Source organism: Metabacillus bambusae (assembly GCF_017497975.1).
GTDB classification, from domain to species: domain Bacteria; phylum Bacillota; class Bacilli; order Bacillales; family Bacillaceae; genus Metabacillus; species Metabacillus bambusae.
On sequence record NZ_JAGDEL010000004.1, the window covers coordinates 278,908 to 292,050 of the forward strand.

General features: G+C 35.7%; 13 protein-coding genes. 2 read left to right on the forward strand and 11 right to left on the reverse strand.

Annotation, left to right across the window (positions count from 1 at the left end):
* Window positions 1–98: 98 nt before the first annotated feature.
* From I7822_RS08080 to I7822_RS08090, 3 genes are all read right to left on the reverse strand, one after another.
* Entirely contained in the window at window positions 99–881 is a 783-nt protein-coding gene (locus I7822_RS08080; protein ID WP_207976774.1) for a DUF2268 domain-containing putative Zn-dependent protease, read from the reverse strand.
* Between the two features lie 106 nt (window positions 882–987).
* On the reverse strand, window positions 988–2,229 hold the full coding sequence (gene fabF / locus I7822_RS08085) for a beta-ketoacyl-ACP synthase II (RefSeq protein WP_207976776.1): 1,242 nt from the start codon (window positions 2,227–2,229) through the stop codon (window positions 988–990).
* Between the two features lie 186 nt (window positions 2,230–2,415).
* Window positions 2,416–3,348, reverse strand: a complete 933-nt coding sequence (locus I7822_RS08090) for a beta-ketoacyl-ACP synthase III (RefSeq protein WP_207976778.1) — start codon at window positions 3,346–3,348, stop codon at window positions 2,416–2,418.
* Window positions 3,349–3,566: 218 nt separating this feature from the next.
* Between I7822_RS08090 and I7822_RS08095 the strand changes: the two genes are divergently transcribed.
* Window positions 3,567–3,863 (forward strand): hypothetical protein, encoded by a 297-nt coding sequence (locus tag I7822_RS08095; RefSeq protein WP_207976779.1) that lies wholly within the window; start codon window positions 3,567–3,569, stop codon window positions 3,861–3,863.
* Between the two features lie 183 nt (window positions 3,864–4,046).
* Here I7822_RS08095 and I7822_RS08100 read toward each other — a convergent pair whose 3' ends face one another.
* The 4 genes from I7822_RS08100 to I7822_RS08115 all read right to left on the reverse strand — a co-directional run bounded on the left by I7822_RS08100 (window position 4,047) and on the right by I7822_RS08115 (window position 7,136).
* Window positions 4,047–4,208 (reverse strand): ComZ family protein, encoded by a 162-nt coding sequence (locus I7822_RS08100; RefSeq protein ID WP_066337317.1) that lies wholly within the window; start codon window positions 4,206–4,208, stop codon window positions 4,047–4,049.
* Window positions 4,209–4,342: 134 nt separating this feature from the next.
* Window positions 4,343–5,296, reverse strand: a complete 954-nt coding sequence (locus I7822_RS08105; RefSeq protein ID WP_207976781.1) for a BMP family ABC transporter substrate-binding protein — start codon at window positions 5,294–5,296, stop codon at window positions 4,343–4,345.
* An 88-nt stretch (window positions 5,297–5,384) separates the two neighbouring features.
* Window positions 5,385–6,182 (reverse strand): Rossmann-fold NAD(P)-binding domain-containing protein, encoded by a 798-nt coding sequence (locus I7822_RS08110; RefSeq protein ID WP_207976783.1) that lies wholly within the window; start codon window positions 6,180–6,182, stop codon window positions 5,385–5,387.
* A 216-nt stretch (window positions 6,183–6,398) separates the two neighbouring features.
* Window positions 6,399–7,136: an alpha/beta fold hydrolase gene (locus I7822_RS08115; protein ID WP_207976785.1), complete on the reverse strand. Its 738-nt coding sequence runs from the start codon at window positions 7,134–7,136 to the stop codon at window positions 6,399–6,401.
* A 250-nt stretch (window positions 7,137–7,386) separates the two neighbouring features.
* On the opposite strand from I7822_RS08115, the gene I7822_RS08120 reads away from it, so the two are divergent.
* Window positions 7,387–7,578 (forward strand): YjzD family protein, encoded by a 192-nt coding sequence (locus I7822_RS08120; RefSeq protein WP_066336371.1) that lies wholly within the window; start codon window positions 7,387–7,389, stop codon window positions 7,576–7,578.
* A gap of 78 nt (window positions 7,579–7,656) precedes the next feature.
* On the opposite strand, the gene I7822_RS08125 is transcribed toward I7822_RS08120, so the two are convergent.
* The 4 genes from I7822_RS08125 to I7822_RS08140 form a co-directional block, all read right to left on the reverse strand.
* Complete coding sequence (locus I7822_RS08125; RefSeq protein ID WP_207976787.1) at window positions 7,657–7,836, reverse strand: YjzC family protein; 180 nt, start codon at window positions 7,834–7,836, stop codon at window positions 7,657–7,659.
* A gap of 171 nt (window positions 7,837–8,007) precedes the next feature.
* A complete protein-coding gene (gene argF / locus I7822_RS08130) occupies window positions 8,008–8,952 on the reverse strand; it encodes an ornithine carbamoyltransferase (RefSeq protein ID WP_207976788.1) in 945 nt (314 codons plus the stop codon).
* Window positions 8,949–12,038 carry a carbamoyl-phosphate synthase (glutamine-hydrolyzing) large subunit gene (gene carB / locus I7822_RS08135; RefSeq protein ID WP_207976790.1) on the reverse strand — a complete coding sequence of 1,030 codons (3,090 nt, stop codon included), beginning with the start codon at window positions 12,036–12,038 and terminating at the stop codon, window positions 8,949–8,951. Before carB ends, argF begins: the two co-directional genes overlap by 4 nt.
* Entirely contained in the window at window positions 12,031–13,101 is a 1,071-nt protein-coding gene (locus tag I7822_RS08140; RefSeq protein ID WP_207976792.1) for a carbamoyl phosphate synthase small subunit, read from the reverse strand. The genes carB and I7822_RS08140 overlap by 8 nt, the downstream gene beginning before the upstream one ends.
* Window positions 13,102–13,143: the final 42 nt, after the last annotated feature.

Genomic DNA, 13,143 nt, shown 5'->3' on the forward strand with positions numbered 1-13,143 from the left:
CAGATAATACATAGAATTATTTCACTTATGTTGTATTTAGATTTGTCCTTAATTATCACTATGTTAAATGGCATGAAGATATGAGTAGTAAAAGGAGATTATCGTTTTGAATGAGTAAAAAATACTTCAGCAGGTGTACCTAATAGCTCTTTTGCGGTTTTACCTGATTGTTTCATATAGTTTTTCACTAGATAATAGCCTACTGCATATCCAAGCATCTTAGGGTATAACCCTGTTCCAAACATAAGTTGTGTATATTTGTGATTTTCTCTAATTACATCTCGTTGTGGATTTATTATCCTTTCAAGAAATCGTTCACATTGATTATCAGAATAAAGATTTGTCCAGGAAGATACATTGCGTTCACCCATCTTTTCACGTACTGCATTTTCTGCTAGCCCCTCTAAAATCATCGTATCGATAATCGTGAATTTTGCTTCTTGCTTCTTTAATGCTGCTAGACGACAAACATGATGGTATTCATGAATGAATAATGCCCTAATATCAATTTTTAATGTTTCCGATGATAAAAACAAAAACAACTTATCTTTAAAGGCTAAGCCTGATCTTCCTTTGTATTCTGTTTCGATTTTTCGATTATTCTGATCACAAGGAAAAATAAAAATTGGAATATTTGGCCCATTCCATTCCATTTGTAGCTTTCTTTCTTCTTCTCTTACGAATGAAAAAATTTTTTCTTTTTCCTGGATATCTATCCATTTATCAAGATGTTGCTGTTTTCCTTTATACATGCCAAATGAATGTAAGTATTTTGCTATCTCACTTTCATTACTATCAGTAAAATAAGTGCTTAATTTCTTACAGATATCTATTTGATTTGGTGTATCCTTTAACCACTCAATTGTATTAATAACACTCATCGTAACACTCCTTCCATCGTTATCTTATGTATTCTTTAGAAGGTGTGTTCATTTTAGATATTAAAATAGAAAAGGACCTGACAAAAGTCAGATCCTTGAATTTTTCTTATGCTTGATATTTTTTAAAGATAATTGTTGCGTTATGTCCACCAAAGCCTAATGAATTACTTAACGCTGCATTTACTTCTTGTTTTCTAGCCTCATTAGGAACATAATCTAGCTCACATTCTGGATCAGGTGTTTGATAATTTATAGTTGGAGGAATAACCCCTTCTTTTATTGCTAAAATGCTAAAAATTGCTTCAACTCCACCGGCTGCACCTAATAAATGACCTGTCATCGATTTTGTTGAGCTAATTGCAAGTTTATTGGCATGATCTCCAAAAACTTCTTTTATTGCTAATGTTTCAAATTTATCATTGTAAGGAGTACTTGTTCCATGAGCATTGATATAATCAATATCTGTCAGGTTAAGTCCACTACCCTCAACAGCTTGCTTCATCGCTCTTGCACCACCCTCACCATTTGGGGCTGGAGCAGTAATATGGTGAGCATCACCTGTTGCACCATATCCAACGATTTCAGCATAAATTTTCGCACCACGTGCTAGAGCATGTTCTAATTCTTCGAGAACAATTATTCCAGCACCCTCTCCCATTACAAAACCATCACGATCCTTATCAAATGGTCTACTAGCAGTGTTTGGATCAGGATTTGTCGATAATGCTTTATTTGCACAAAATCCTGCAAATGACATTTCTGTCAGCGGGGCTTCTGCACCACCTGATACCATTACATCTGCTTCGCCTCTTTCAATGACACGAAAAGCATCACCAATTGAATTCGTTCCTGTTGCACAGGCTGTAACAGTACATGAATTAAAACCTTTTGCACCTAATGCTATCGAGACCTGTCCAGTTGCCATATCAGGGATTAGCATTGGTACGAAAAACGGACTTACGCGACGTGGTCCTTTTTCTAATAAAATTTTATACTGTTGTTCAAAAGTTTCCATTCCACCAATACCAGAGCCAATCCAGACACCAACACGAGGAGCATTTTCATCAGTAATTTCTAAATCAGCATCCTTCACTGCCATTAATGAGGCAGCTACAGCATATTGTGTGAAACGATCCATTTTTCTTGCATCTTTTTTGTCCATAAACTGCTCAACATCAAAATCTTTTAGTTCTGCTGCAACTTTAGCTGGATAATCATCTGGGTTTACACGTGTAATTGGTCCGACCCCTGATACACCGTTTATTGCATTTTCCCAAGTTGTGCGAACATCGTTTCCAATTGGTGTTAATGCTCCTAAACCTGTTACAACAACTCGTTTCTTTTCCATGAAAATTGCACCTCACCTTTGAGATAGTTCTTTAAATATGTAAAGATAGACGAAGCAGTCCTCGTCATTCCTCATTTTTTATTACCATAGCTGTCCTTCATTTTTCCTAATATGAAAAATACTTTAATCAAAACAATTGTTTATTAGTATAAACATAAGTGAATCATATTAATAAGTTATTTCTAATTAGCGACCCCAACGAATTGCGATAGCACCCCACGTTAATCCTCCGCCAAAACCAACCATCACAATTACATCGCCATCTTTGATTTTGCCGGCCTCTACTTCTTCTACTAACGAGATTGGGATTGAAGCAGCAGAAGTGTTGCCATATTTATGGACCGTTTTAGACATTTTTTCAACTGGAAGGTTTAATCGCTCCCTTGCTGCTTCCATAATACGAATGTTCGCTTGATGTGGAATTAAGAAATCAACATCTTCTTTACTTAAACCAGCTTTTTCAAGAACATTCACACTTGATTCACCCATTTGTCTAACAGCAAACTTAAAGACTTCCCTACCATTCATGATAATGTACTCATCTTGATATAGGTGTTTACCACCTGTACCATCTGCTCCAAGTTCAAAGGATAAAATTCCTTTTCCATCGCTAACAGGTCCGATTATTGCTGCTCCTGCACCATCACCAAATAATACAGCAGTGTTACGGTCGTTCCAATCTGTAATTTTTGAAAGCTTTTCAACACCTACTACTAAAACACGCTTATATGCACCTGTTTCAATAAACTGCTTAGCAGTAATCATTCCATACATGAATCCTGCACAAGCAGCACTAATATCCATTGCCGCTGCTTTTTTTGCTCCTAATTTTTCTTGAAGCATACAAGAAACAGATGGAAATGGTTGGTCTGGTGTCACTGTTGCAACAAGAATTAAATCCAAATCCTCAGCTGCAATTCCCGCATCCTCAAGAGCCTTCTCAGCAGCTAAAAATCCCATTTGTGATGTATCCATTGAATCATCCGCAATACGACGTTCTTCTATTCCTGTTCTTGAGCGAATCCATTCATCAGATGTATCCATTACTTTTTCTAAATCTGCATTTGTTACAACCTTTTCAGGTGTGTATCGACCGATACCAATAATTCCTGCATTCATATGTGCAACCCCTTTAAAAAAGTTAGGTATTTTTATTCCAAATTATCTTGTAGTAAACCAACTACTAATCAAAGTTTATATCAATTATTATGACTTGGTACTAATTTTATCTTATCCAGTTTTTTTTTTCAATATTAATGTTTTAGTATAACGGACTAGAACGAGTATTTTATGTGTACATAAACTAATAGTAATAAAATGTCTATGGGGGTGACATTGTGGAGAATAAAGGACAATTTGAGAAAAATGCAGAACATGAAAATAGTGAAAAAGATGTAAATGTACCGCATGTTGACCGTTTTAGTGAGCTTATGTTTGGAGCTAAAGCTTCAAGAGTAAAAAAAGAAAACAACCAACAACAAGTGGATTCTGTCCATGATGAAAATAAAACAGATGAAGTGAATTATTTTACACTTATGGAACAAATCGATGATATTATGGGTTCACTTGAAAATTTAAAACCAATGTTAAAGCAATTCTCTCCAATTATGGACTATATTAAGAAGAAAATATAAAAGCTGCCAAATGGCAGCTCTTTTTAAAAGATATGAAGTATAAATTTTGTACTTAGTTTTGGTGTTCAGCTCCAGCGCCTAGCCCCTCGAGGTCATAAGTCAATTTGGAATTGAAGGCAAATAACGCCTTCTATTCCAAATCGCTTTATTTGCCTGAGGCTGATCAAGACGCTTGCGCATTTCTTATTGCGCGTCTTTTTTCCCTAATTCATAAGCCTCTCCCATAACCTTTGTGAAAAGCTCCATCATTGGTTGAATGGTTTCCATCGATAATTCAATACCTGAACTTTCTAACTTTTGTTTAGCCTCTGGTAAATACTTCATTGCAATCTGCATAAATTCCATTGTTTTAGGATGTTGTTCCAATTTACTCACTCCTTAAGTTTGGTATGTGTATAAAGAAAGGGGTTGGAACCCGCTTTTTTCCGTGTTAATAAAAAGTTGTAATTTTTTTATAGAGTTGGTTTAAGTATCTCTGTTTATAATTGATTTGGCAGTAGTCCAGTTTTTTTATATTCTTCGATCTGGTCTTTAAGCGATGCTTGAAATTCCTTGTCTACAAGAGGACTAAACTTTCCTAGAGAAATCACGCCGTCCTGAAAATCAAAAAATAATTCTCCACTTTCAAGCTCACCTTTATTAAAGGAATTTGCTACAACCTCATATAAGACATCAACATGTTGGACGGTACTTGTCAACACCGTACCTTTTCCTAAGTCAGATTGATCGGATACAAAACCAATTGCGTACAAGCCTTCCTCTTTTAGTCTTTCAATGACAGAAACATTATATCCATCTCCAGCTACATACACGATGTCAACACCACTTTTAATCATTTCATTAAGAAGCGGAATAGCAATCGATGTATCATCCCAGTCTTGCACATATTGAATTTCCACATGGACATTTTCATTTTGATAATAGGCTCCTTCAAAAAAGCCATCTACCTCAGGCTGCCACTCAAAGGCTGCTAAAACACCAACTTTATCAGTCTTTGACATTTCCCCTGCAACCATACCACCAAAAAACCCCATTGCATTTGACTTAAAATTTAAGCTAGTAACATTTTCTCCGTCAGCTTTCCCATTAAATAGAACGAAATGGATATCGGGATATTCACTACTAATTGTATTAAAAAAATTAGCATATTCACTTCCATGACCGAAGATAAGATTCACATCATTTTGCTTAAATTCATCAATTGCAGCACGTATTTTGCTCTCATTGTTCACTCCTTCTTTATAAAACACATCAACTTTTAGCTCAGATTGAATTTTTAGAAGGCCCATATAGCCCTTCGTTCCCCAAACTTGATCATCGATGGTTTCAGGTACAAGCAGACCTACCTTTTGAAGTTTCCCTTGTGCTGTAGGTTGTCCACAACCGAAAAGCGAAAAAAGTAAAATAAGGACAAGACCGAGCTTTTTGTACATGGGCAACCCTCCTATTCATTATGTACCTATTATACTTATCCTTTTTATTTTAGCCTTTCCTTATTTAATTGTACAAGTAATAACTGTTCTACGTCTTGAGAATCTCACTATACTTTTCAATAAATTCCTTCTGTGCTCTTAACCCTTTTTCAATACTTGTAGGTTTTTTGATCAAGTATTTTTCGGATCTACAATCATTAAAATCTTCCGGATTCACCTTTAATTTTATTGAAAATGGTGACTTTTCGTTTTGCTTTAATTCACTTTGAATAGAATATGTTTTACCATGTTGAAATTTAGACAACAAATCAAAAATAGCGTTAACTGCATCTTGAATAAATAGGATAGGCTCGTCTATAATCAGAATTTCATTTTCATTATTATCATTGACTAAAAATTGGTGGATTTTTTCTGTTGGAGGTTGAAATGGACCAAACAATATTGGAAGGTGAACCGACATTCGATTTTCTTTATTTTCGGAAAGATATTGCTCACAAAATGTAAGATGCTTATTTCGCAACACTTTATCTTCCCTATTCACTGTCGATATAAAGACATGTGGAACTTGTAATTCATTTGAAACTTCTACCGATTTAAGCAAAAGTTTACGATCTTGGTCTATTAATATAGTCTCATCACCATCGTCACAACAATGTATGATCATATCTACCGTGTTCTCATAATCTGATCTTTCATATGTTTCAGTTGTTTGAAACAATGCATTTCTCCCAACCATCATCAACCGTTCATCTACTAACCGTTTATTAATTAAGTTACTCGATTTTAAAAGTACACCTTTCACCTCAACACCTTCATTAACGAACCTTTCACAAAGTGCAAATCCAACAAATGTGTGTGCTCCAAAGACAATTACTCGTTTAAACATGCTTTTCCTCCTCGTAGGCAGATATATTATCGTATGCATGTAGGTTTCAATATAGTCCGTAGAGGAATGAGAAGAGGTTGAGCATTTCACACTTAGCAACCTCTCTTAGCGCGGATTGAATCACTAAACCTAAAGTTGTTCAAAAAAACACCAAAAATTGAGGGAAACTCCCCTGCAATTTTTGGTGTTTCTAACTGTACAAATAACTTTATCACGTTACAAGACCTTCTCATTCTCTTTATAGAATTTAATAATTGATTGGTTCGTTCGGTAAGGATTATCTCCTAGATGATAAATGAGTTGAATTGGACTACCCATACTTTTTCTTATCTCTTCATATTTTTTGCTATGATCTTGCGGTGGATATGTGTTGAAATTCATTCTTTGCCAAATCCTAACTGGCTTTTGAGAGGTTATATTATGCATCGAAGGTAGATTTGATGATGATTTTATCATTTTTCCATCAATACCATATGCTATCGATATTTCTTTTATTAAACGCTTATAAAAGAACTTATGCTCTTTTTCCTTTTCGAGATGGGCTTGGAGGTCAAGGCAAGGATTCATCATTGCCACAGAGCGGATCTTATCAGGTATGGTCTCCATTAATTGTAATGCTGTTAATCCACCCATTCCTTCTGATAACAAATGAACCCGATCATTTAAAATTTCTTTCTTCATTATCATGTGGTAAAGCTGCTTTGCCATTGTAACTGCTCGAGGACTCCCCCAGTTACTTCCGTATAAATTTGAATGAAACAGTGTATATCCTTGATTCATTAAGTCAGATATAAGTTGATTTCGGCCATAATGTTGATGCCAAAAGCTTGAGGATTCATCGACAAAATCTGATCGATCTCCTAATATTAAAATTCCAAACCCATTCGGTTTTGTCGGTAAATGGACGACATTCCATTCCGTTTCAAGCTGAAAAAAGCGCTCCGTAATCATCACTTGCCCACCACCTTTCTCTTTTTAGACTTTTAAATGAGGAAAAGAGGTTGTGAAAACATCATATTCCTTTCCCGTTTATATAATGTATGTATACTATGTTAAAAAGAATGGGACTCTATCACAGATCTCGAAAATATAGACCTTTGTCATGTATGGAAAGTTCATGAACAATTCAAAAAGATACTTTTAAAAATGAATTAATATGTGATAATATATAGTGAGATATTGTCTGGAAATAGAGGTGAATGCAGTGCGTTTCTTTTGGACATTTTTTTGGGGCTTTTTATTAATCCACATGGCATCATATGTTGTTAATTCTATGACTGGTGGTCATTACGACTTTATGGCTGCAACTATTTTATCTGTCGTTGCAATCGTTGTCATCTTTATCATCGCTGAAGTTATTCCTAACGAACCAGTAGCGAAGCATGATCATCATTAATAATTGATTTTCGACTTAAATTCAAAAAACCCTACTTAAAAGTAGGGTTTTTTGAATTTTTTCTGTATTAAGGTAGGGTTAAGGTTTTCTCTTATATGTCCATTGGCGATTATCATTAGCTGTTTCAGGGAAACGATCTCCTGCTTTTAATCTAATTTGACCAGGATTTTTTACATTATCGCCTGTTTCACCTATTTCTACATAAACTCCATTATTAGGTGCTTTTTGACCTGATCTAAAACGATGCTGTTGACCCATTCGTATCCCTCCTCTCTTACTTGCTTAGTATCTCCATACAGACTTTTTTCATGAGTTCAATAAAAGTTCTTTACACAGTCACTTTCCTGTATTTAATGGTAATGTGAATTGTAATTACGCTTAAATCTAATTGTACAAAAAAACCTGACACTTTTTGTGCCAGGTCGTTAATTATGCAAGTAGTTCCTTCAGCAAAGCTTTTTGAACATGTAGACGATTTTCTGCTTGTTCAAATACAGCTGAGTGCTCCCCATCTATAATCGATGCTGTTACTTCCTCTTCACGGTGTGCTGGTAAGCAATGAAGGAAATAGTAATCTTCCTTCGCATGCTTGACTAACTGATCATTAACTTGGAAGTCCTTAAAAGCAACTAAACGTTTTTGTTGTTCACTTTCTTGCCCCATACTTGCCCAAACATCTGTATAAATAATATCCGCATCTTTAACAGCTTCAATTGGATCATTCGTAACTGTAATAGTAGCTCCAGTTTCTGCAGCAATTTTTTGTGCTTCTTCTACAACAGATTGATTTGGTTCATAGCCCTTAGGACAGCCTAATGAAAAGTCCATTCCAACCTTTGCAGCAGCGATCATTAGAGAATGGGCTACATTGTTTCCGTCACCTAAATAAGCTGTTTTTACGCCAACGAACTTTTCCTTTAAGCGATAAATTGTTTTTAAATCAGCAAGTGCTTGGCATGGGTGAAAAAGATCGGTTAATCCGTTGATAACAGGAATGCTAGCATGCTTAGCAAGTTCTTCAATTTTATCATGACCAAAGGTACGAATCATAATCCCATCAACATATCCAGACAATACCTTTGCTGTATCAGATACAGGCTCACCTCTGCCTAATTGGAGATCCTGACTACTTAAAAATAGTGCATGGCCTCCTAATTGAAGCATACCTGTTTCAAAGGAAACACGAGTTCTAGTTGACGATTTTTCGAAAATCATTGCTAATGTTTTGCCCTTTAACACGGGCTGAAGTGGGTTCTCCTCTAATTTAAATGCTTCATCTATAAGGTTCAGAATTTCTTCTTTACTATAATCAAGTAGTGTTAAAAAGTCTCTTTTTTCTACTGTTTTTTTCTCTTTTAGTTTTACATTACTCATTGCTTAACCACTTCCTTCTTTGTAAGCTGTTGTATTGATTGTACAGTATCGTCACTAGTTGCTATCGCTTGTAAACACGCGTAGTAAGTAGCAAGGTTTGTAAATAAAATCATCCCTTTATCTAATGCCAATTGACGATCTAATTTAGCCTCTTCACTGTCAATTAGTGAAACAAAGATTCCTTTATTTCCTTCAATCCATGAAGAATACCCACTGATTTTTACTTGAAGACCCGCTTGCTTTGTTACTTTAATCGCTTCTTCATTTTCGATATCAAAATAAACACTTGTTACATCCTGTAAGTCTTTATAAAAAATCTTACGATACACACTTTGAAGATTTTGTCCTACACACATACCTTCACCAGTTGCCTTCATTTCTGGTCCAAGTGTTATATCGACATCATGTAGAGCATGGCTAGAAAATACAGGGTATTTTACTGCAACCCAATCGTTTATTTCAGCTGGCTTAATGGTAAGCTCACTTAAAGCTTTTCCACATAATAAATAAGTAGCGTGCTTAATAATTGGAATACCTGTTACTTTACTTATGATCGGTGCTGTTCTACTTGCACGTGGATTTACTTCAAGTATATAGATTTGATTTCCGTTTACTAAAAATTGAATATTCATAATCCCACGGTAATTAAGCTTTTTCACTAATGCATTCGCATATTCGGCTATTACCTGTTTATTGTTTTCAGTTAAGCTTTGAGATGGAAGAATCGCAAGACTATCCCCAGAGTGAACACCTGCTGGCTCTACATGTTCAATATGGGTTGGAATAAAAGCTTCCTTACCATCTGAAATGAGATCAATCTCTCCTTCAAGACCTTGAACGAATTGATCAATTAGTACAGGATATATCATATTTACACTTTCAGAAAGTAATTGAGTTAATGTCTCTTCATTATGAACAACTACCATTCCTTTACCACCAATTACATAGGAAGGTCTTAAAAGAACTGGATAACCTATTTCATTTGCGCCTTTTACTGCTTCATCTGCATTGTTTGCTGTTAACCCAACAGCATGTGGGATTGAGAGCTCATCTAATAATTGATAAAACTTATCGCGATCCTCTAACCAATCAAGAGTGTCAGTATCAGTTCCTAACAATGTTACCCCCGCTGCTTCTAATTGTTCAGCAAGATTAATTGCTGTTTGACCACCGTACTGGACGATGACTGAATCAATTTTTTCTGATTCAACAATATTTAGAACATGCTCAAGAGTAATTGGTTCAAAATAAAGACGATCCGCTGTTTCAAAATCAGTACTAACTGTTTCTGGGTTATTGTTAATCATGATTGCTTCATAGCCTAGTTGCTTCAATGCTTTAATTCCATGAACAGCACTATAATCAAATTCAATTCCTTGGCCGATACGAATAGGTCCAGAACCTATAATTAAAATCTTTTTCTTATTTGATAATGTAGGTTGTTCATTTTCACCGAAGTATGTTGAATAAAAATAATTTGTGCGTGCCTCAAACTCTGCTGCACATGTATCAACATATTTATAAGCAGCCTTTACTCCTACTTCCAGGCGAAGTTTTCTTACATCTGCCTCAGGTGCCTGAATTAATGATGCGATTGTCCTGTCTGAGAAACCCTTCTCCTTTACTTTTGCAAGAAATTCACCATCTAGAGTTGAAATAGTTTCCTGTTTCAGTTGAAGTTCAAGAGCAACAATCTGCTTAAAGCATGAGAGAAAATAAAGATCCATTTCTGTCATTTGATGTATTTCTTCAATCGTCATTCCTCTTCTAATCAGTTCCATTACAGCAAAGAATCGACGGTCATCTGTTTTATTCATTAATTCGACAATTGCATTTGTTGATAAATCCACGAGCTCTGGCAAATGCGTTCCGATATTGTCTAGTTCAAGTGAATCACAAGCCTTTTGAAGAGCTGCTTCAAGATTTCGTTCAATCGCCATGACTTCACCAGTTGCCTTCATTTTCGTGCCTAGCTTGCGATCTGCTTTATTGAATTTATCAAATGGCCATCTTGGAAACTTCACAACCACATAATCAAGTGCTGGTTCAAAGCTAGCATACGTACTCATTGTTAAAGGATTTTTTAATTCCTCTAATGTATAACCAACCGCAAGCTTTGCTGCAATTTTTGCAATTGGATAGCCTGTAGCCTTTGATGCTAGAGCAGATGATCTGCTAACGCGTGGATTTACTTCAATGACATAATATTGCTTACTTTTTGGATCTAATGCTAATTGTATGTTACATCCACCGACAACACCAAGAGCTGAAACGATCTTTACTGCAGCAGTTCTCAGCATATGATAATCCTGATCAGTCAGGGTTTGAGATGGGGCAACAACAATTGAGTCACCAGTATGAACCCCAACTGGATCAATGTTTTCCATATTACATACAGAAATACATGTACCCTTTTGATCACGAATCATCTCATATTCAACTTCTTTAAAGCCTGCAATACTTTTTTCGATTAAACATTGGGTAATCGGACTAGCTTGTAAGCCGCTTTTTACTAGCTTTTTAAATTCTTCTACATTATTAGCAATTCCCCCACCTTTACCACCTAGTGTATAAGCAGGACGAATGATGATTGGGAAGCCAATTTTATTCGAAAATTCAAAGGCTTCTTCTAGAGTTGTTACAATTGAGCTTTCAGGAATTGGTTCATTTAAATCGTACATTAATTGACGGAACTCATTGCGATCTTCACCTTTTCGGATCGATTCAATTGATGTACCAAGTAACTGAACACCATACTTTTCTAAAACCCCTGCTTCATGAAGCTCCATTGCTAGATTAAGTCCTGTTTGACCACCTAATGAAGCGAGTAATCCATCAGGTCTTTCTTTCGCAATAATTTTTGTTACACTTTCTATAGTTAACGGTTCAAAATAAAGGACGTCTGAAAATTCTTCATCAGTCATAATTGTTGCTGGATTGTTGTTCACTAAAACAACTGTGTAGCCCTCTTCCTTCAAGGCTAAACATCCTTGTGTTCCAGCATAATCAAATTCTGCCGCCTGACCAATTATGATAGGGCCAGAACCGATGACAACTATTTTTTTAATTGATTGGTTTTTAGACATAAAGAATATCTCCTTTTGTAGCAGCGACTAAATCTAAAAATTCATCAAAAATCCATTCACTATCTGAAGGTCCTGGATGTGCCTCTGGATGAAATTGTGCTGTTAAAATTGGTAATGTAGAATGTGCTAGACCTTCTATTGAATCATCATTTATATGATAAAAACGAGTTTTCAAATCCGTTGCTTTTAAACTATCCCCGATGACAACATAGCTATGGTTTTGCGAAGTCATAAATACTTTATCTGTTTTTAAATCATAAACAGGCTGATTTGCCCCTCTATGCCCAAACAAAAGCTTTTTCGTTTTTGCACCAAAGGATAAAGCGATCAACTGATGTCCTAGGCATATACCTAGTGTGGGATAGGAGGAAACAATTTCTTTTATTTGTGAAAAATAGGTTGATAACTGCTCAGGATCCCCTGGACCATTTGATAATAAGACACCATCAGGTTTTAACTCAGCTACTTTATCCATCATCTTTAATGGAACAGTTGTAACTTTACATCCCCGATTAACTAATGATGTTAAAATTGATTTCTTATAGCCAAAGTCGATTAAAGCTACATGCTTCTCACCCTCGCCATAAGTTTCTAGCTTAGTTGAGGTAACTTCAAAAACTCCATCCTCATAAATTGCACAAGGCTGAGCTTCCTGATTAAGAGTTGGTGAAATGGTTGCAGCCATAGAGCCATGGCTTCGAATTTTTTTTACAACTGCACGTGTATCAATATGATGTATAATCGGTATGTTCCACTTTTGCAAATATTCCTTAAAGCTATATTGTGCTTCATAATGTGAATAGGCTGATGTACATTCATAGATCACCACTGCTTTTACTTGTGGCTGCTTACTCTCATCATCTGTAATATTGATACCGTAATTCCCTATAAGAGGATACGTAAAAACCACAATTTGATTCTTATATGAAGGATCTGTTAACACTTCCTGGTACCCTGTCATTCCTGTAAAAAATACAATTTCTCCGTTGATGTCTTGTGTTGATCCATGTTCAAGTTCTCCGGTATATACTGAACCATCCTCTAAATGGAGATATCCTTTCATCTGTTCGCACCTCGTTTGCTAAAGTAATACTTCTAAAAGTAG

What these genes read in the sequence shown, in the direction of transcription:
- I7822_RS08080 (WP_207976774.1), bottom strand. Translation starts at nt 881, where the DNA reads ATGAGTGTTATTAATACAATTGAGTGGTTAAAGGATACACCAAATCAA.
- fabF (WP_207976776.1), bottom strand. Translation starts at nt 2,229, where the DNA reads ATGGAAAAGAAACGAGTTGTTGTAACAGGTTTAGGAGCATTAACACCA.
- I7822_RS08090 (WP_207976778.1), bottom strand. Translation starts at nt 3,348, where the DNA reads ATGAATGCAGGAATTATTGGTATCGGTCGATACACACCTGAAAAGGTT.
- I7822_RS08100 (WP_066337317.1), bottom strand. Translation starts at nt 4,208, where the DNA reads ATGGAATTTATGCAGATTGCAATGAAGTATTTACCAGAGGCTAAACAA.
- I7822_RS08105 (WP_207976781.1), bottom strand. Translation starts at nt 5,296, where the DNA reads ATGTACAAAAAGCTCGGTCTTGTCCTTATTTTACTTTTTTCGCTTTTC.
- I7822_RS08110 (WP_207976783.1), bottom strand. Translation starts at nt 6,182, where the DNA reads ATGTTTAAACGAGTAATTGTCTTTGGAGCACACACATTTGTTGGATTT.
- I7822_RS08125 (WP_207976787.1), bottom strand. Translation starts at nt 7,836, where the DNA reads ATGGGTCAACAGCATCGTTTTAGATCAGGTCAAAAAGCACCTAATAAT.
- argF (WP_207976788.1), bottom strand. Translation starts at nt 8,952, where the DNA reads ATGAGTAATGTAAAACTAAAAGAGAAAAAAACAGTAGAAAAAAGAGAC.
- carB (WP_207976790.1), bottom strand. Translation starts at nt 12,038, where the DNA reads ATGTCTAAAAACCAATCAATTAAAAAAATAGTTGTCATCGGTTCTGGC.
- I7822_RS08140 (WP_207976792.1), bottom strand. Translation starts at nt 13,101, where the DNA reads ATGAAAGGATATCTCCATTTAGAGGATGGTTCAGTATATACCGGAGAA.